19 protein-coding genes and 1 rRNA gene are annotated in these 19,381 nt (G+C 48.7%); 2 read left to right on the forward strand and 18 right to left on the reverse strand.

Annotated elements, in window-relative coordinates; all coding sequences use genetic code 11:
- From ACI3E1_RS05265 to pth, 12 genes are all read right to left on the reverse strand, one after another.
- Window positions 1-111, reverse strand: a 16S ribosomal RNA gene (locus tag ACI3E1_RS05265); the annotation flags it as partial.
- Window positions 112-367: 256 nt separating this feature from the next.
- Window positions 368-1,858 carry a lysine--tRNA ligase gene (lysS, locus tag ACI3E1_RS05270; RefSeq protein ID WP_405024613.1) on the reverse strand — a complete coding sequence of 497 codons (1,491 nt, stop codon included), beginning with the start codon at window positions 1,856-1,858 and terminating at the stop codon, window positions 368-370.
- Window positions 1,859-1,907: 49 nt separating this feature from the next.
- On the reverse strand, window positions 1,908-2,915 hold the full coding sequence (gene dusB, locus ACI3E1_RS05275; RefSeq protein WP_405024614.1) for a tRNA dihydrouridine synthase DusB: 1,008 nt from the start codon (window positions 2,913-2,915) through the stop codon (window positions 1,908-1,910).
- A 2-nt stretch (window positions 2,916-2,917) separates the two neighbouring features.
- Window positions 2,918-3,811 carry an Hsp33 family molecular chaperone HslO gene (hslO, locus tag ACI3E1_RS05280; RefSeq protein ID WP_405024615.1) on the reverse strand — a complete coding sequence of 298 codons (894 nt, stop codon included), beginning with the start codon at window positions 3,809-3,811 and terminating at the stop codon, window positions 2,918-2,920.
- A gap of 102 nt (window positions 3,812-3,913) precedes the next feature.
- The gene (gene ftsH / locus ACI3E1_RS05285; RefSeq protein WP_405024616.1) at window positions 3,914-5,974 is read right to left on the reverse strand and encodes an ATP-dependent zinc metalloprotease FtsH; all 2,061 of its coding nucleotides are present in this window, start codon (window positions 5,972-5,974) and stop codon (window positions 3,914-3,916) included.
- 92 nt (window positions 5,975-6,066) lie between these two features.
- Window positions 6,067-6,606, reverse strand: a complete 540-nt coding sequence (gene hpt, locus ACI3E1_RS05290) for a hypoxanthine phosphoribosyltransferase (RefSeq protein WP_405024617.1) — start codon at window positions 6,604-6,606, stop codon at window positions 6,067-6,069.
- Complete coding sequence (tilS, locus tag ACI3E1_RS05295; RefSeq protein WP_405024618.1) at window positions 6,599-7,954, reverse strand: tRNA lysidine(34) synthetase TilS; 1,356 nt, start codon at window positions 7,952-7,954, stop codon at window positions 6,599-6,601. The genes hpt and tilS overlap by 8 nt, the downstream gene beginning before the upstream one ends.
- An 86-nt stretch (window positions 7,955-8,040) precedes the next feature.
- Window positions 8,041-8,481: a S1 domain-containing RNA-binding protein gene (locus tag ACI3E1_RS05300; RefSeq protein ID WP_405024619.1), complete on the reverse strand. Its 441-nt coding sequence runs from the start codon at window positions 8,479-8,481 to the stop codon at window positions 8,041-8,043.
- 58 nt (window positions 8,482-8,539) lie between these two features.
- Window positions 8,540-8,923: a septum formation initiator family protein gene (locus ACI3E1_RS05305; RefSeq protein ID WP_405024620.1), complete on the reverse strand. Its 384-nt coding sequence runs from the start codon at window positions 8,921-8,923 to the stop codon at window positions 8,540-8,542.
- A 79-nt stretch (window positions 8,924-9,002) separates the two neighbouring features.
- A complete protein-coding gene (locus ACI3E1_RS05310; protein ID WP_405024621.1) occupies window positions 9,003-9,287 on the reverse strand; it encodes an RNA-binding S4 domain-containing protein in 285 nt (94 codons plus the stop codon).
- A 20-nt stretch (window positions 9,288-9,307) separates the two neighbouring features.
- Window positions 9,308-12,829 (reverse strand): transcription-repair coupling factor, encoded by a 3,522-nt coding sequence (gene mfd, locus ACI3E1_RS05315; protein WP_405024622.1) that lies wholly within the window; start codon window positions 12,827-12,829, stop codon window positions 9,308-9,310.
- A gap of 11 nt (window positions 12,830-12,840) precedes the next feature.
- Window positions 12,841-13,401 (reverse strand): aminoacyl-tRNA hydrolase, encoded by a 561-nt coding sequence (gene pth / locus ACI3E1_RS05320; protein WP_405024623.1) that lies wholly within the window; start codon window positions 13,399-13,401, stop codon window positions 12,841-12,843.
- 226 nt (window positions 13,402-13,627) lie between these two features.
- Between pth and ACI3E1_RS05325 the strand changes: the two genes are divergently transcribed.
- Together ACI3E1_RS05325 and cbpA are read left to right on the forward strand one after the other, a co-directional pair.
- Window positions 13,628-14,590 (forward strand): L-lactate dehydrogenase, encoded by a 963-nt coding sequence (locus ACI3E1_RS05325; protein WP_405024624.1) that lies wholly within the window; start codon window positions 13,628-13,630, stop codon window positions 14,588-14,590.
- 150 nt (window positions 14,591-14,740) lie between these two features.
- Window positions 14,741-15,376 carry a cyclic di-AMP binding protein CbpA gene (gene cbpA, locus ACI3E1_RS05330; protein ID WP_405024625.1) on the forward strand — a complete coding sequence of 212 codons (636 nt, stop codon included), beginning with the start codon at window positions 14,741-14,743 and terminating at the stop codon, window positions 15,374-15,376.
- A 4-nt stretch (window positions 15,377-15,380) separates the two neighbouring features.
- On the opposite strand, the gene ACI3E1_RS05335 is transcribed toward cbpA, so the two are convergent.
- The 6 genes from ACI3E1_RS05335 to ACI3E1_RS05360 form a co-directional block, all read right to left on the reverse strand.
- Complete coding sequence (locus ACI3E1_RS05335) at window positions 15,381-15,596, reverse strand: hypothetical protein (RefSeq protein ID WP_405024626.1); 216 nt, start codon at window positions 15,594-15,596, stop codon at window positions 15,381-15,383.
- Between the two features lie 66 nt (window positions 15,597-15,662).
- A complete protein-coding gene (locus tag ACI3E1_RS05340; RefSeq protein ID WP_405024627.1) occupies window positions 15,663-16,046 on the reverse strand; it encodes a type II toxin-antitoxin system PemK/MazF family toxin in 384 nt (127 codons plus the stop codon).
- 25 nt (window positions 16,047-16,071) lie between these two features.
- Window positions 16,072-16,320, reverse strand: coding sequence for a hypothetical protein (locus ACI3E1_RS05345; RefSeq protein WP_405024628.1), 249 nt, complete (start codon window positions 16,318-16,320; stop codon window positions 16,072-16,074).
- A 72-nt stretch (window positions 16,321-16,392) separates the two neighbouring features.
- Entirely contained in the window at window positions 16,393-17,511 is a 1,119-nt protein-coding gene (gene alr / locus ACI3E1_RS05350) for an alanine racemase (protein WP_405024629.1), read from the reverse strand.
- Entirely contained in the window at window positions 17,508-17,885 is a 378-nt protein-coding gene (acpS, locus tag ACI3E1_RS05355) for a holo-ACP synthase (RefSeq protein WP_405024630.1), read from the reverse strand. The genes alr and acpS overlap by 4 nt, the downstream gene beginning before the upstream one ends.
- A gap of 21 nt (window positions 17,886-17,906) precedes the next feature.
- Window positions 17,907-19,379, reverse strand: coding sequence for a DEAD/DEAH box helicase (locus tag ACI3E1_RS05360; RefSeq protein WP_405024631.1), 1,473 nt, complete (start codon window positions 19,377-19,379; stop codon window positions 17,907-17,909).
- Between the last annotated feature and the right edge of the window lie 2 nt (window positions 19,380-19,381).

Here is a 19,381-nt window from a genome sequence, read left to right on the forward strand (position 1 = left end):
GAATCCTTTACGGTGAGTGCAAGCACTCGGTGTAAAGGTTTCGCGTTCGACTTGCATGTATTAGGCACGCCGCCAGCGTTCGTCCTGAGCCAGGATCAAACTCTCATTTTGAATTCGTGACTCATTATTTATTACTAGCGAAGTTTGACTTCGTTAAATTATGTTGCTCAAAAGAGCCCTACACATTTAATTCGTCGATACTGTGTTCAGTTTTCAAAGATCTATCCCATTGCCTTACGACAACTATTTTATAATAGCATCACTCTCAATTACCGTCAACAACTTACTTCCTCTTTTTTCACAAAAATGCGCTTTTTATAAAAAAGAAACCGCGACGCAAGTCACAGCTCCTTTATTATCTTTTTTGTTATTCCGGCCGTCGCGTTGGGAATAACAAAACATCCCGAATCGACGGTGCGTCCGTTAACAGCATTACTAACCGGTCAATTCCAATTCCTAAACCACCCGTTGGCGGCATTCCATACTCCATTGCTTCCAAGAAGTCTTCATCAATACTTTCGGCCTCATCGTTTCCAGCCTGCCGTTCAGCCGCCTGCGCTTCAAACCGCTGCCGCTGATCAACCGGATCATTCAATTCAGTAAAGGCATTGGCATATTCACCACCAAGAATGAATAATTCAAACCGATCTGTAAATCGCGAATCACTAGCGTTCTTCTTAGCAAGCGGTGAAACTTCAACCGGATGCCCATAAATAAACGTTGGATCAACAATCTTATCCTCACAGAACGTTTCAAAGAATTCGTTAATAATATGACCTACCTGCCAGTAATCCTCATAATGAACGTGGTGCTCATCAGCAACCCTTCGCGCTTCTTCAAGCGTCATCCTTTGCCAGAAATCAACCCCCGTAACGTCCTTAATCATATCAACCATATGAACGCGTTTAAACGGCTTATCAAGGTTAACTTCCTTCCCTTGATACGTCACGATTCCATTGCCAGTAACTACCTTAGCGGCTGCCTTAAAAATACCCTCAGTTTCATCCATGACATCCTCGAAATCCCAGTAAGCTGCGTACGTTTCCAACGTAGTAAATTCTGGATTGTGTCGGGTATCAATTCCTTCGTTCCGGAAAACTCGGCCCAGTTCATAAACCCGTTCCATTCCACCAACAATTAACCGCTTCAATGGCAATTCCAGGGCAATCCGCAGGTAAAGGTCAATGTCCAACGCATTATGATGCGTAATAAACGGCCGGGCAGCCGCTCCCCCTGCCATGGTATTTAACACTGGCGTTTCCACTTCAATAAAGCCGTTATCATCCAAGTACTTCCGTACCGCCCGGATAATTTTACTCCGGTTAATAAACCGGTCATAACTATTCTTATTGGTAATCAAATCAAGGTACCGCTGACGATAAACCTGTTCGATGTTTTGTAATCCGTGATACTTATCCGGAAGTGGCCGCAGCGCCTTTGATAGGTGCGTCAACCTTGTCACGCGCAGGGTCAACTCACCCATGTCAGTCTTAATCACTTCACCGGTAATTCCCAGAAAGTCCCCAAGGTCAGCCCGCTTAAAGATATGATACTGATCCTCACCAACAACATCTTTCCGCACGTACAATTGCATTTTGCCGGTTCGGTCCTGCAGGTCAGCAAAGCCAACCTTACCCTTTCCCCGCTTAGCAACCATCCGCCCAGCAATCGTAGCCGTGAGCCCCGAATCATTGAGTTCTTCTTTACTCATTTTGCCGTACTTTGCGTGTAATTCCGCATTTGTCGCGTCCCGCTCAAAGCGGTGACCAAAAGGATCAATTCCCTCATCACGCAGCTCTTGCATTTTCTGCCGCCGTACCCGCATTTGATCGTTCATTGGCTGCTGCTTCTTTGCCATCCTTAATCGTCCCTTCTTCATCCTTAGTCCCTGTCAGTATACCATAAAACTAACACTGTTCCCGGCGGATCCGGCGTTCCTCGTAATCTGCAAGGAACTTGTCAAAAATCGCAACCATTTCTTCCTCGGTATCAGCATTATTTAATGCCGCCTTAGTCCGAGCAGACCGCGGAATCCCTTTTAGGTAGTACGCCGCTTGCGACCGAAATTCCTTAGGGCCAACCACTTCACCCTTAATCTTAATTAGCCGGTGAAGGTGCTCCTTAGCCACTTTGATTTTCTCCGCCGGCGTTGGTTGCGCAATCTTTTCGCCCGTTTCCAGGTAATGCGCAACCTCCCGAACTACCCACGGATTCCCGAGGGCTGCCCGCCCAATCATCACGGCAGTACACCCAACCTCATCAAGCATCTTCTTTGCTAATTCGGGAGTTCGTACATCACCGTTTCCGATAAATGGGATCTTAGTAAGATGATCGTTTACATCCCTTAAGATTTCCCAGTTAGCATGACCAGCGTACATCTGCTTCCGGGTTCGCCCGTGCATTGCCAGGGCCGCAACCCCCGCTTCTTCAGCTGCTAGGGCGTTTTCAACAGCCAAAATGTGATCATCATCCCAGCCGGTCCGCATTTTAACCGTAACCGGAATATCCACGCTATGCACAACAGCATTTAGCATGTGATAAATCTTGTCGGGGTCTAACAGCCACTTAGAGCCCGCCTCGGTTTTAGTTACCTTAGGCACCGGGCATCCCATATTAATATCAATAATATCCGTTCCGGTATTTTCCTGTACAAACTGGGCTGCTTCAACTAGGGTATCCTCATCGCCCCCAAAAATCTGAATGCTTACTGGATGCTCGTTGGGATTAACAAATAACATTCCGAGTGTTTTTTTATTTCGAAAATGAATTCCTTTATCCGAAATCATTTCGCACTCGACCAAACCAGCGCCAAATTCCCGACAAATTGTACGGAAAGCCACGTTCGTTACTCCCGCCATCGGAGCAACAACTACTTGATTCGGAATCTCAACGTTTCCAATCTTCCACTTTGTCACGGCTATCCCTCCTTTTGCGTTGCGTTCTTCAAAATCGTGCGGAGCTCCTGTTCACTGAACCGATAATCTTTCCCGCAAAAATGACACACTGCTTGGGCACCGTGATCCTCATCAATCATTTGTTGCAAATCAGCCGGAGCAACGCTTGCAAGGGCCGTTGCAAACCGCTCCTTCGAACAGTCACATTCATACTTAACCGGCATCGTTTCAAGTACCTTAAGGCGCCCTTTCCCACAAATGGTTGTCAGGATATCCTCTGGCTTTTTATGGGCCCGCATTTGTGCCGAAATTGGCGCCATCGCGTTAATCTGTTGCTCCACTTTGGTGATTACGTCATCATCCGCCCCGGGCATCACTTGAAGCATGAATCCTCCGGCCGTCGCAATGGTATTATCGTCATTAACAAAAACTGATAATCCCACCGCTGATGGAATTTGTTCAGATTTTGCCAGGTAATACGTGAAGTCCTCTCCCAGCTCACCAGACACCAGCGGAACTTCTCCGGTAAACGGTTCCTTCAACCCAAGGTCCTTCGTTACCGCCAAGAACCCCTTCGTTCCCACAGCCCCCTTAACATCAATCTTGTGCTGATCGTTAAGCGGAAGGTGCACATGCGGGTGTTGTACGTAGCCCTTCACCATTCCATGCGCATTACCGTCAACAACAATTCCACCAACCGGGCCGTCCCCATTAACCTTAACTGTCATTCGCTCATCATCCGTAAGGGATGCGGCGCTCAGCATCACCGTTGCCACAATGCTCCGCCCAAGAGCAGCCGAGGCCGCACTCCAGGTATCATGTAACTGCTGCGCCTGGCGCACAGTAGCACTTGCATCCACTGCGTATGCCCGGATTTGGCCATCAAACGCCAGTGCCTTTACTAAATAATCGCTCATCTTGTCCGCTCCTTTCACCCATAATTTCCAGTAGTGATTTTATCATGTTTACATGCACGACAAAAGCGGGCAGTCGTTCGTCCCGACTATCCCGCTTTGTTCTTATTCATCCGATTGGTGGTTATGCGGATAGAACGTTACCGTTTTATTAGCGTCCTTGTCGTCCTTCCCATCATAACGCTCCGCTTCCTTCTGTTCGAGGGCTCGCTTTGATTCCTCAAAAGTAGCAGCCTTCTCACTTGGAAACTCATCTTCCTCACTCTGCGCTGGCATCTTTCCTGTCTTGTACAGGCTAAGAATTTGCTTTTCATCCAGCGTCTCATACTTCAACAGGGCTTCGGCAATTACCCGGTGCTGCTCACGGTGTTCCTGAATAATTTTCATCGCCGTTGCCATTCCTTCATCGGAAAGGCGTTTAACCTCAGCATCAATTGTATTAGCGGTCTGACCAGAATAGCTATGCTGTCCAGCCATTTCGCCCGGATTCATGCTGGCGTCACCTTCGTACTGAACGGGGCCAAGTTTCTCACTCATCCCGTACTCTGTAACCATTGCCCGGGCTAACTGGGTTGCCTGCTGAAAATCATTAGCTGCTCCGGAAGACTGACTGTCAAAAATAATCTGCTCAGCAGCCCGACCACCCATTAATCCGGCAATCTGCTCCTTGAGGTTTTTCTTTGACATCAACATCTGATCTTCCTTCGGCAACATAATGGCATATCCGCCGGCCCGTCCCCGCGGCACAATCGTTACCTTATGGACAACCCGCGCATCGTTTAAGACCAGACCAACGATGGTATGCCCGGCTTCGTGGAAAGCCACCGTCTCACGTTCATGCTTGCTAATTACCCGGTCACGTTTTGCTGGCCCAGCAATTACTCGGTCCTCCGCTTCATCAAGGTCCGACGAATCAATCTGCTTCTTATTCCGACGGGCAGCTAATAGGGCAGCTTCATTTAACAGGTTTTCTAAGTCAGCCCCCACAAACCCCGGCGTTTGCTTAGCAATCATCTTCAGGTCAACGTCATCCGCAAACGGTTTGTTCCGGGCATGTACCTTCAAGATTGCTTCCCGGCCCTTTACGTCCGGCCGCCCAACTAAGATCTTCCGGTCAAATCGTCCCGGCCGTAGCAACGCTGGGTCCAAGACATCAGACCGGTTCGTTGCGGCCATCACGATGACGTTTTCGTCGCCTTCAAATCCGTCCATTTCAACCAGCAACTGGTTTAACGTCTGTTCCCGTTCATCGTGGCCGCCGCCCATGCCGTTGCCCCGACGACGACCAACCGCATCGATTTCATCAATAAAAATAATCGCCGGCGCGTTCTTTTTGGCAGTTTCAAAGAGGTCGCGCACCCGGGATGCCCCAACCCCAACGAACATTTCAACGAAGTCCGAACCAGAAATGGAGTAAAACGGAACACCCGCTTCACCGGCGACCGCCTTCGCGAGTAACGTTTTCCCGGTTCCTGGCGGGCCCTCAAGCAGAACCCCAGACGGGATCTTTGCCCCTAATGCCTTAAATTTTCGCGGATTACGGAGAAACTCAACAACTTCAACCAGTTCTTGCTTTTCTTCTTCTTCGCCGGCTACATCGGAGAACCGCACCTTGTTTTTCTTCTTGTCAATTGGCTTAGCCTTTGACTTACCAAAGCTCATCATCCGGCCACCCTGACCACCCTGGCCAGCCTGCCCCATCATCATATAGAAGAAGAACAAGAAGAAGATTACCGGTGCCACGTAGATCAGCAACTGCATCCAAATACTATTGGACGAATCCGCCTTCGCATTGTTCTTTACGTGGTACTTATTAGCATATCGCTGAATCTCGCGGGCAGTCGGGTCGTTTGCAAGAACGGTAGCCGTGAAACTCGTCACCTTATTCGTACTGCTTCCCGTTCCCAAAAGACCGTTATTGGAACTGTGGGTTTTTTGGGGGTGCCGGTACGTCCCCGTTACCTTATAAGTTGATCCCGACGGCTGCATCGTATAACTCTTAACGTTATTTTCCCTTAACGCCGTAATGAATTGGCTGGACTGAATCTGCTGGCTAGACGACTCCGTCTTATCACCAAAGAAGTAATAGCCCATCCCAATCACACCAAGAATTATCACGAGGTAGAACAACACGTTGCGGAATAACCCATTACGCTTGTTATTCATGCGTTCACTTCCTCAATTCTCAAAAATTATCACTATTCATTAATGACTATCACGGTAAATCTTACCACATTTGACTATCATTGACTAACCTATTAATCAGAATAAACTTCCGGTTTTAAAACGCCGACGTACGGTAGATTCCGGTACTTTCCCGCATAGTCGAGCCCATAACCAACGATAAATTCGTTGGGAACATTAAACCCAACGTAGTCTGGCGTAATCGCCTTTTCCCGGCGATCATGTTTATCAAACAGGGTGCATACCTTAACGGAAGCAGCATTCCGGTGACTCAATAACCCCACGAGTTTATCGAGGGTGCGGCCCGTATCAATGATATCCTCAACAATCAAGACGTCCCGACCACTCACAGAGACGTCCAGATCCTTTAAAATCCGCACGTCCCCCGTTGATTCAGTCCCATCGCCATAACTTGACACATCCATAAAATCAAGTTCCAGGTACGTTTTAATCTCCCGAACAATATCCGTCATAAACATTACAGCACCCTTTAAAATACAGATTACCAGCGGATTCTTCCCCGCAAAATCCACCGTAATCTGTTTTCCCATTTTCTGGCACGCTTGCTGGATATCTTCCTGACTATACAGGACCTTCAAAATATCGTTATCCACCGTTCGTTCTCCTTCCCGTCGCTGACCGATAAACTACTATGTATTGCCCTATTCTAGCATCTCCACCGGTGAGTGACAAATCACTATACTTAATGCCCAAAACAGCAATTACTTCGCCGGTCGCCATAACCACAACCGGCCAATCTACCCGCTGATTTCCCGGAACATGAGCGGCCTGTAATACCCGCTTTACCCGTTGATGTCCTGTCCGGGTAATAAGCCGATCACCCGGCTGCCGTGAACGGATCGTCAACGGCCCTGCAGGTACTAGAAGACTTGGTCCCTCAACAGGACATTCTGTGCGTTCAAAGAGTCCAACCATTCCGCCAGTAGGAAGCATCACCCAACTACCAGGTGTAAGACGGAGTGAAAACGGACTTGTCGTTTGGAACGAAGGCTGCTTTATTTTAACCAACCACCCTTGGTCTTTAATGATAAAAAACGAACCGCAATTTACCATTCCATCAGGCCGCTGCAAATTAGCTGCAAGTTGTTCCACCTGGGCCCGTTGCCGGATGGTCATTGCCGGCGCAAACCGGTCAAGCACTCCCGCTTGAATTGCAGCAGGCAACCGTTGTAGCTGCTGGCAGCTTACACCCCGATCGGGCGAAACGACCCGGGGCCATTCCCGATCAACCTCCCATTTCACCGCTGTAAGTAGCTGTTGTACCCCACTAGCGGCCATATTAATGTGCGCCACGGCCACCGGATTCTCCTGTTCCAACTGGGGAATAATATGGTGCCGAATCCGGTTACGCTGCACGTCATCCTCCCCGTTTGTTTCGTCATCAAAAAAGCGCACGTGGTGCCGGATAGCATACGTCCGGAGTTCTTCTTTGCGCATTCCTAAAAGGGGACGAATAATACGTAAATTATCCCCAAACGAACGACTTGGTTGAATTCCTTGAAGCCGGTTAACTCGCCCACCCCGAATTAGTTTTTGAATCACGGTCTCTGCCTGATCATCAGCATGGTGCGCCGTTATCAGGGTTGGAATTTTATTTGCTTGCATAACCCGGTTAAAAAAGGCGTACCGAAAATCCCGCGCCGCGGCTTCAATCCCCGTCTTAGGGTGCAGGGCCTGTGCCCACTTAACCTGGTAAAGGGGCAGGCGGTGACGGTGACAATATGCCACTATGTACGCTGTTTCTGCTTGGCTAGCTGTCCGGAGCTGGTGGTCAACATACGCTACGGCAAGGCGTGGCCGCTCTCTTTCAGGTAAGCGTTGGAGAAGGGTAATGAGTGCCATCGAATCACTTCCAGCTGAAACGGCAACGAGAACCAAATGATGTGCAAGGTGAAAAGTCGTCATTGCCCGCCGAAACCGTAATTCAAGTTGGTCTGCCATCTAATCCACCTCCACATTAACCGCTAAAAAATAAGGGCCGTTGACCACCAATGATCCGCAAGCCCTTCATCATGTTTACGTTCGTTCTAACTCCGGCGACCGCCACGACCACCGCGTTTTCCCTCAGTATTATGCTTAATCGTCGCCAACCGGGATTCACTTTCCTTTAGGAAGTTAGCCATCATCGAATCGAAGTCCTTGTTCCCACCAGACCGCTTCCGGCCACGAAAAGCCCCTCCACGGGTCTGACCACCCCGATGATGATCATGCTCATGCCGGTTTTGTTGCGGTCGATCAACCGCCTTTCGGATGGACAAGCCAATTTTCCCGTCATCACCAACACTTAACACCTTAACGGTGACTTCGTCGCCCTCCGTTAGAACATCATGGACATCCTTAACGTATTTATCCGAAACTTCACTAATGTGTACCAGTCCGGTCTGATTATCACCAAGATCAACAAATGCTCCAAAATTAGTAATCCCCGTGACCTTGCCCGTTACCTTTTGTCCAACTTCAATCGCCATAAAAAGACTTGCTCCTCCTAAACATTCCGTTCTCCACGGGAAAATCCCGTATCATTACCTAATTATTATTCGATACATTCGTTTGCGGAAGGTTGTAAACCGTTTCGCCCTTCTTAGTGTAATTATACCGTTGGCGAATTACCTTTTGTACATAGTCGTTATTACTGAGCTGCTGGACTTGTTGGCTAAGGCTGGCATTCCGGGCCTTTACCCGTTGAAGCTTTTGCTTTGCCACCGTCGTTTGCTTGTTCACCTGGTGAGTTTCAACTTCCGCCTGAACAATCCGGATACCACAAAAAAAGGTAACAATTGCAACAACAATTGCTAACAGCCCCATTCGAAACCGCGTTCCACGAGACTGCCGTTCATTTGCCGCATTTTCTTGCTTCTTTTGCTGAAAATAAGCGTTGTCGAGCACCTTAATTTTTGAGCGCTTTGCCACTCGCTTCCACCCCCGTAATCCCGGCTACTTCTAGTGAAAAATTATACCAAGAAGTCCCAGGGTTGTCTAACTACTCCTGCTAACTTTCCTCATTGAACGAACCAAAATCTTCCTTGTAGCTTTCCGAAATCACACGGTATAAATCAGCCGCATCACTCTTCTTAGTTGAATCTTTAATTCCTGTTATTTCAACGGTTAACGTTTTATTTCCAAAATTAATTACAAGTTCATCACCAACTGCTACACTGCTCGATGATTTGGCTGGTTTTTGATTAATTGTAATCCGTCCCTGATCAGCAATCTCCTTTGCAACCGCCCGCCGCTTAATAATCCGAGCCACCTTTAAGTACTTATCCAACCGCATTTTATCCACTCCTCTTCTAACTAATCATGCTCATTCTTATCGTTTCTACCTTGATCCGGGGACTGCTTAACCGTTACTACCTGAGCGACCGCCTGCATAAAGGATTGTAATTCCGTTAGCACTTGCGTCATCGTCATCCGGGGCTGAATTACAAACTGCACTCCTAGATGCCCAGCGCGTTCATCTAAGACAGCGTGCAGGTGAGTTTGGGCGACCGCCTGCAACAACTGCTTAGCCGTCAACAGATGATCAATCGCTGAATCAAAGGTCACCGTAATCCGCTTATCTTTTTGATCAATTGCCGTAACAAGGGCTGCCGCTGCGTTCATGCGTAACACGCCGACTTCTAGCAAATTAGCGACCGCATCTGGGTATTCACCGAAACGATCAATTAAATCATCCTGAATCTCCCGGTACTCGTCGATTCCCGTTAACTGCCGGATTCGCTTGTACATCTCAATCTTTTGCTGCTGGTCACTAATATAGTCTGCCGGAATGTACGCCTCGATTTCAAGGTTAATTTCCGGGTTTGTCCGACGTTCAGGCTGGTGCCCCTGCTTCCGGGCCACCGCCTCATTCAACATCTGGGTATAAAGATCGTACCCAACCGAATCAATAAACCCGTGTTGCTCCCGTCCCAAAAGGTTTCCGGCTCCACGAATCGAAAGATCCCGCATGGCAATCTTAAAACCCGCCCCTAGTTCAGTAAAGTCCCGGATAGCCTCAAGCCGCTTTTCACTCACCTCGGATAACGCCTTATTTGGTTGGTACATAAAGTATGCGTACGCAATTCGGCTTGACCGGCCAACCCGTCCCCGCAACTGGTAGAGCTGGGCTAATCCCATCCGGTCAGCATCCTCAACAAATAACGTATTCACGTTTGGCATATCAATACCAGTTTCAATAATAGTAGTCGTCACCAAAACATCATATTCGCCTGCTAAAAAATCCATTAAAATACGTTCAATTTGGGGTTCTGGCATTTGGCCATGAATCGCAGCAATCCGTGCTTCGGGAACCAGTGCTTCTAATTCCGTAACTACCCGTTCAATATCATGTACCCGGTTATGCAGGTAAAAAACCTGCCCACCCCGGGCTAGCTCCCGCCGAATCCCCGCAACAATTACATCGTAGTTCTGTTCCAACACGTACGTCTGAATCGGATAGCGGTTAAGCGGTGCAGTCTCGATTACAGATAAATCCCGCACCCCAAGCATTGCCATGTTGAGTGTTCGGGGAATCGGGGTCGCCGTTAACGTCAAAACATCCACGGTGGCCTTCATTTGCTTAAGCCGTTCCTTATGCTTAACGCCAAACCGCTGCTCTTCATCAATAATCAACAATCCCAGGTCATGAAAGTGAACGTCCTTTGACAGGAGGCGGTGAGTTCCTACAATAATATCGAGTTTTCCAGTTTGAAGGTCAGCCAACAAGTGGTGGGCTCCCTTAGTGGTTGTAAACCGGGAAAGCACGCCGACCGAAACGGCGAAGTTCTTAAACCGCTGTTTCATCGTCTCGTAGTGCTGTTGGGCCAAAACAGTAGTTGGTACAAGAAACGCAACTTGCTTACCGTCTAAGACAGCCTTATACGCCGCCCGGAGTGCTACTTCGGTTTTCCCGTAACCGACATCACCAATCAACAGGCGATCCATCGGCCGTTCCCGTTCCATATCACGCTTAACTTCCTTAATACTCCGGAGCTGGTCGGCCGTTTCAGCATACGGAAAAGCATCGTCAAACTCACGTTGATTAGCATCATCTGGGGAAAACGCAAACCCGCGCTTAGCCGCCCGCTCAGCGTACAGGTCAATTAAATCATCAGCAATATCTTCAACCTTCGCCGCAACCCGTCTCTTCGTCTTCTGCCACTCGGTTCCACCAAGTTTATTAATATGTGGTGGTTTAGCATCTGCCGCCACATACTTTTGAACCCGATCAAGTTGGGTAACGGGGATAAATAATTGGTCATCGCCCCGGTACATGATTGTCATGTAATCCTGGTGCTTTCCGTCAACGGTCATCGTCTTCATGCCCATGTACCGCCCTATCCCATGGTTAACGTGAACCACATAGTCCCCCTTTTTCAGGTCGGTGTATGCCTTCAACCGTTCCGTATTGGCCATCGTTGCCCGTTTTGCACGGTGATGGGTTACCTTAGCGAACAACTCACTGGCTGTTAGCACAACTACTCCCGCAGAAAACATTTCAAACCCCGTTGCTAGTTCTCCTACAACAACCTGGACCTTTCCTGGCTGCACGTTATTCGGAGTGGTTTTAAAAGCAGCAACCTCAAAGTCAGCGAGGGTCGCCATCACTTTATCCTGCCGCTCCCGTTCTGGAACAAGCAAAACTACGGTCTGGTGTTCATGACACCACCGGTCCAATTCTGCCTTTAGTGCCGGCATTTGCCCGTAAAATCGTTGAACCGGTCGGGTTTGAGCATTTACCAACTGGCTAAACCGTAAATGACCAACACTACGTTCCAACCCGGTAACAAAGAGCTCATAGTGCCCATTAGTTTGTTCAAGGTTCCGGATTGCCACTCCGAACCGCTCATTCTGCGGGAGAAGAGGGTGGCTATTAACCCACTCCTGCTCGTCAGTAACGAGTTCTTGCTCATAATCAGTAATCCGTGCGTAGTCATCAAAAACAACTAAACCGTCATCCGGCAGATAATCCACTAACGTGTTGTGGTCAGGAAACAACTGCGGTCCCAAAACTAAGTGCGCTGGGGTGAGCGCATGCGCTTGTAATCCTGGAAGTAATTGCACCACCTGCTGGGTAACTGCCTCATCCGCCGCCTCACGCTGTCTTTTTTGCAGTTCAGTAACCACCTGTTCCACCACTTCATCAGAAGCAAGTAACGTTGTCGCCGGTGAAATGGTCACCGTTGTGGTGTTCGCGATGCTTCGTTGGTTAGTTTCATCAAACGTACGGAGTGAATCAACCTCAGTATCAAACAAATCAATCCGTACTGGATGGGGTAAATTTAAAGGATAAACGTCCAAAATTGATCCCCGCACTGCAAAATCACCCGGGCGGCCAACCATTTGTTCTCGCTGGTATCCCATCCTGGTTAACTGGGCAACCGTTGCCTCCAAATCAAGATCATCACCCACAGTAATGGTAATGTGGGCCGCCTGCCAAGTTGCTGGAACTGGAAGGTAGTGCCGTATCCCCGCCACTGCGGCCACAACGATTCGCGGTTCCCCGGTCATCAACGCGTTTAGCGCCTGAATTCGCTGCGCCCGAAACTCCGGTGAACTGGTTGCCATCTCAGCTGCCAGTACCTCTTCAAACGGAAAAAGAAACACAGAATCAGGAGCTACGACGTTTTGGAGGTCATCAACAAGTTGTTGGGCCCTAAAGAGTTGATCGCATACAACCACCATGGGACGCTGGGATTGGCGAAAAGCCGCTGCTAGAAGAAGCGTTTTAGCTGATCCCGTCAATCCGGTTATCATATGCCGCCGCCCCTTATTAAGGTTTGCCAACCAATGACGGATATCCTTATTTTGTTCTAACAGCGTTGTAATCTTCACAATCCAGCCTCCTACCCGTTATACTGATTCATTATTTGGTTAAAGTCGCCCGTTAAAATCCACTCCTGCAACCCATCAACGGCCCTGGTAACTGTCTCGTCAAAAGTAATCCGTTCAGGAACACTAAACCGAGAAAGCACCCAATCAACCACCGTCACCTTCGTGGGGTGGCCAATTCCCAACTTCAAGCGCTTAAAGTCCTGCCCACCAACGTGAGCAATAATACTTTTAATGCCGTTATGGCCGCCAGCCGACCCCTTCGCCCGGAAGCGTAACCGTCCTAGTTCCATATCCATATCATCTTGAATGATCATTAATTCGTCACGAGTTACCTTGTAATAATCCATTAACTGCCGGACAGCTCGTCCCGACTCGTTCATGTATGTCGTTGGCTTTGCCAGCAAAACCCGCTCGCCAGCGATATGGGCAGTTCCCATTAATGCATCCCCCTGCACACGGTTAATCGCAACGTCATTCCGCGCCGCCAGTTCATCAATTACCATGAAACCAACATTATGCCGCGTCCCCGTATATTGTTGCCCGATATTTCCCAGACCGACAATCATTTTCATCCATAACTCCTCCAATTTTAACTGCCTACACAAAAAGCCCAGACACAACCGTGCCGCGGGCGACTCATTATTATGTACATTTATTATACAACGGCGCGTAAGTCTTCGGATGATCCATTGATAGCGAAACCGTTTTCTTTTTGCTTGTCGCGGGAATTAAAGCATGGTACATTATGACTAGTGATAACAGTCACAAATACTTACTTAATAGAAGGAAGGACGCACTATGAACAAGCACCATTCAAAAATTATGCTCGTGGGTGACGGCGCAGTCGGCTCCACGATTGCTTACGCCCTCACCCTCGAAGGAATCGGGGCCGAACTTGGAATCATCGACATCAAGAAGGATCACAGCTACGGTGACGCCATTGACCTGGAAGACGCCACGGCTATTAGCGCTCCCAAAAGCATCTATGCTGCCGACTATGCTGATTGTAAGGACGCTGATCTGGTGATTATCACGGCCGGTGTTCCCCGGAAACCCGGAGAGACCCGCTTACAGTTAGTTGGGAAAAACCTCACAATTTTAAAGTCAATCGTTGATCCGGTTGTCCAATCCGGATTTAATGGTATCTTTGTTGTTGTGGCGAACCCCGTTGATGTTCTTACGTACGCAACGTGGAAGCTTTCCGGATTCCCGAAAGAACGGATCGTTGGAGCAGGAACCGCCCTTGATAGTTCCCGGATTCGGGTTGCCCTTGCTAAGGAATTAAGGCTTGCCGATGCCCGGTCAGTTCATGCATACGTCCTCGGAGAACACGGTGATTCCCAAGTTGCAGCATACTCCGCCGCAACCATTGGGGGCACGCCGCTGTTAACATATGCTTCAGCAAAGGGCGTTTCTACTAATCGTTTACACGAAATCGAAGAAGACGTTAAACATAAGGGAGGGACCATCATTGCCAAGAAAGGCGCAACCTTCTACGGCATTGGTGCAGCTACAGCCCGGCTATGCAAAGCCATTCTCAACGATGAGCAAAGCGTAATCATTACGTCCGCTTACTTAGACGGCCAGTATGGCATTCACAACGTCTTTACGGGGGTTCCGAGTGTCGTTGGTGGAAATGGACTGGAAGAAATTATCGAAATGGATCTCAGTACCGAAGAGCGCGCTCAACTGCAACATTCCGCAACGGTCCTCCGTGGTGTCTTAGACGATGCACTTAAAGAAGCCGGTATTCCCGATTAATACCCGTTAATTAAAGGCCAAAAGCGTCCTGTTTCCCTGGCACAATGAACTTCATTGCCAGAATTACAGGACGCTTTTTAATTTACCCGTCTCATAAGGCGTTTTTTATGGTATGGTAGACGGGAAATTAAGGTACCGGGAGGATAAACCATGCTAATGAAGGACCTCATTAAGCCGAAGAACAAACTTACAACTGTCAAGGAGGACGCAACGTTAGCGGAAGCGCTCACCATTTTGGAAACATCCGGGTTTCGCTGTGTTCCAATCCTTGACGCAACGGGGAATATCTACCGCGGAAACATCTATAAAATGCATATCTACCGGCATAAATCTCGCAACGGTGATATGCAGCTCCCCGTAACCCACTTGCTGAAAAATGCAACAAAGTTTGTCACCCTAAACTCCCAGTTTTTTACGGTCTTCTTCGCTATCCGTGACCTGCCATACATTACCGTTTTAGATGAAAATAACCGGTTTTACGGGATTCTCACCCATAACCGGCTCCTTAAAATGCTCTCCCAATCGTGGAACGTTGACATTGGTAGCTACGTCCTAACGGTCACTTCGCCAGACGAACGAGGTGACCTTGTTAGCATCGCTAAAATCATCACGAAGTACACCGCCATCGCAAGCTGTATGACACTTGATATTCGAACGGACGGGGAACCCCGTCGCACAATGTTTACCCTGCCGGCCGATGTCACCCCAACGAAACTTAATAAAATTGTAGCGAACCTTAAACGGAAACACTTTGACGTTCCTGAAATCGAAAATCTCCGGGAATAGCACACTAAATTCGCGTTACCCGGAGGACAGCATCCACGTATTCTTTTTTGGAGTGAGCCGCATCATGAACAATAATTGTCCGTTCTGCTACCCGCCACTGGGCATTACCATCCCCCACAATTAATGTATCTCCGGGAACCGGAAGAACTCCCAATTCGACCGTCACTGTCCCTGAATTCCCTCGAAGCGGTTGATCTGCGTTTATTTGTACTCGCCACATCTTTCATCATCCTTACTATTATTGGGGCTAACTTTATTTCAACGGTAAAAAAGCGCGGCAAAACACCTAATGTTCCCGCGATTTTCCGGTATGTAACCGCACCAACCCTACGCTCACCTTTAATGCCTCATCAACATCATGCATCACCTGTGAATCCAGGTGGGTTACCCGGTCTGCCAACCGTTGCTTATCAATTGTCCGAATTTGTTCAAGTAACACAACGGAATTCCGTTCAAGCCCGGTTTTCTTAGCCTCCAAGGCAACATGCGTTATCATTCGCGGCTTCGTGATCCGGGAAGTAATTGCCGCAACAACTACTGTTGGACTATACTTATTACCAATGTTATTCTGAATCACCAATACTGGCCGGCTTCCTCCTTGCTCCGAACCAACAACTGGTGAAAGATTTGCGAAGAAGACATCGCCCCGCTTCACGCTATTCTCTGTCAATTAAAATCCCCCAATTACCGTAACCTTAAATTTGCCAGGGATCCGTAACCTCTTCTTGCTGAATTTCCTCCGCAATCGGTCGATTAATTATCCCCATTGCTCCATACCCAGTAATCAATTGTTCCAGGTATGGCTGGTACTTTAAAATATGAGCCACATATTCCGGGTGTGTCATTAAATCCTCTCGTGTAACCCCATAAAAATCACAATATTCCGCTAAATGCTTGTAACCCGTAATATCTGCTTGATTATTATTTTGTCCGTATTCAGTCATGGCGCCTCTGTCCCTTATCAAGTTCTCCAATTCCATAATAAACCACGGAACGGCACGCCAGTCAAGGTTCTTTTATTCACGGTATTCCCGTTTAATTCGATCTGATAAACAACATGTAATTTCGTAGTTAATTGTGTGCGCGTAGTCAGCAACGTCTTGCGGGGTAATCACGCTCCCGTTATTTTCCCCGATTAACGTAACCCGCGTTCCCTGGGGATAAGCGTGAGGTAGCCGAATCATAAACTGATCCATACATACACGCCCAACAATCTCGCAAAAATGGCCATCAACCAATACCTGCGACCCCTGCATTCGCCGAAGCCACCCATCGGCATACCCCATCGGCACTGTACCAATCCATTCATGCCGTTGTGCCGTATAAGTCTTCCCGTATCCAACCGAATCTCCCGGGTTAATTTGCTTAACAAAAACAAGCTCACTCTCAAGGGTCAGGGCTGAGTGAAATCCCGCCGGCATTGCCTGAGCCGTTCCCGCAGGATTCATTCCGTACATTGCCACCCCTAACCGAATTGCATTGCCGCCACATTCTCTGTGCCACAACGCAGCTGCAGAATTAGCAACGTGGATAAACCGGGGAATAACCGGAACAGCTGCCATTAATTCCTTAAACCGCGTTATCTGCTGCTCGTAGTAAGCCGGATTCGGATCGTCCGCCGTTGCAAAGTGGGTAAAGATCCCTTCCAGGTCAAATTCCTGGGAGTGGGCTGCAATAAACCGCAGAGCTTTTTGGAGTTCGTCTGCGCTGGTAAAGCCAATCCGCCCCATTCCTGAATCAAGCGCCAGGTGCACCTTTAATCGCCGGTGTTCCCGTGCTAACAGCGATTGTGCGGCGGTTAAAAAAGCAGTACTAGCAACCGTAACGGAGAGATCGTGCATTGCACTGTATACCGCAGTATTAGCCGACGTTACGCCAAGAACCAAAATCGTTTTAGTAATCCCCGCATTTCGGAGGGCAACTCCCTCGTCAATAACCGCAACACAAAAGCCATCAACGCCTGCTTCCACGGCTGCTTGGGCCACCGGCAACAACCCGTAACCATAAGCATTGGCCTTAACTACCGCAAACAATGACTGGTCTGCCGCCATCCGAGACCGTTCCTGCCGGATATTATCCTTAATCGCCCTTAAATCAACAATCGCTTTTGAGTTCCGGTGCTTTCCAATAATCACTTACTTTCCCCTCCGTTTCGTTCAAGAATTACTTCCGTTCCCGCCAACTCATCCGTATGTGTAATGCTGACGTGAGCGAATAACATTCCTTTTCGGGGATGAACGGCAAAGTATGGCTTGCCCGCCTCATCATTTAAAATAGTAAGGTCGTGAAAGCCCACGCACTTGCCAATTCCCGTTCCCAACGCCTTGCTATATGATTCCTTTGCTGAGAACCGGCCCGCAAGGTATTCAATCTGGCGTTTTGCTGACGGTAATGCATCATACTGCTCACGCTCACGGGGAGTTAGGACGTAATCAATAAAGTGGTGTTTAGCCGCGGCTTGCTTTATTTGGGCTAACGGCGCAACATCAATCCCAATTCCGTAAATCATCCGGTTCCCTCCTTAACTAAATTACTTCTTCTTACGGATCGTGTATCCACTTACCATTCGGCGACGACTATCCTGCCGTGTTCCTGTTCGTTGCTTAGCAGATTTATGAGGAGAATTTCCCCGCTGTTTGCCACTGCGCCGGTGTCCGCGATTATCTTCACGATGCCGCCGGGGAAGTGGTCGTTCCGCCGTGATCCGAACGGGGAGTGTCCGCTGCTGATCCTTAGTTAATTCATCGACAAACGCAGTTACCAAATCAACCGCATCATTTTGCGCCAACAGGTGCCGGGCAACGTCCTCGTATTTAGTATGATCAGTTTGCGCTACTAATTTTTGAATCTGTCGCTGCGCCTGAGTAAGCTGACCCGCAAACGCCTCATCCTGCGTTGGCGGCTTAAGGGGCATCATTCGCTTGTTAGTAAGCTGTTCAATCGCCCGGAGGTATGGCCGTTCATTTCCGGTAACAAAAGTAACCGCAACCCCATGTTTCCCGGCCCGGCCCGTCCGCCCAATCCGATGAACGTAGCTCTCTGGATCCTGGGGAATATCATAGTTATATACGTGGGTCACCGCGGAAATGTCAAGGCCCCGCGCTGCAACATCAGTTGCAACCAAAACCGCTAAATGACCCGCACGAAACTGACGCATAATAAGTGTTCGTTGCTGCTGTGTTAAGTCACCGTGGATTCCCCCCACATTAAAGCCGCGGGTTTGTAATCCCCGGGTAAGTTCATCTACCCGCCGCTTAGTACGCCCAAAAATAATCGCATACTGTGGGTGTTGCACGTCTAAGAGCCGAGTAAGGGTATCAAACTTCTCCCGTTCCTGAACCCGCACAAAATACTGATCAACAAGGTCCGTAGTCAACTCCTGCGCCTGTACCTTTACGATTGCCGGGTGCATCATAAACTGCTGGCTGACCTGCATAATTGCTGGGGGCATTGTTGCGGAAAATAGTAACGTCTGCCGCTTAGCAGGGGTATGTTTAAGAATATGCCGGATATCGTCCAGAAAGCCCATATCAAGCATCTCATCAGCTTCGTCCAACACCACCGTCTGCACGTTACTCAAATCAACGGTATGGCGGTTAAGATGATCAAGTAAACGCCCCGGTGTTCCTACTAAAATCTGGGGCGGTCGCCATAAATTTCGAATTTGTCGCCGAATATCTGCTCCCCCATAAACAACCTGCACGTGAGCGCACTTCTCCTTCCCCAGTTTGAACAACTCTTCCTGGGTTTGGCTAGCTAACTCCCGAGTGGGGGCAATAATTAACGCTTGAACGACATTCCTTCCCGGATTAATTCGCTGAAGAAGTCCCAACCCGAAGGCAGCCGTTTTCCCGGTCCCTGTTTGGGCCTGACCGACAACATCCGTTCCTGCTAATTCCAGCGGGATGGTCTTTGCCTGAATTGGAGTAGGTGTGGTATATCCACACCGGGCAACCGCAGCAAGTAACTCTTGATCTAAACCTAAATCTGCAAATTGTTCCACGT

The sequence above is a fragment of the Ligilactobacillus sp. LYQ139 genome (assembly GCF_045033025.1).
In the GTDB taxonomy this organism is placed as follows: Bacteria; Bacillota; Bacilli; order Lactobacillales; family Lactobacillaceae; genus Ligilactobacillus.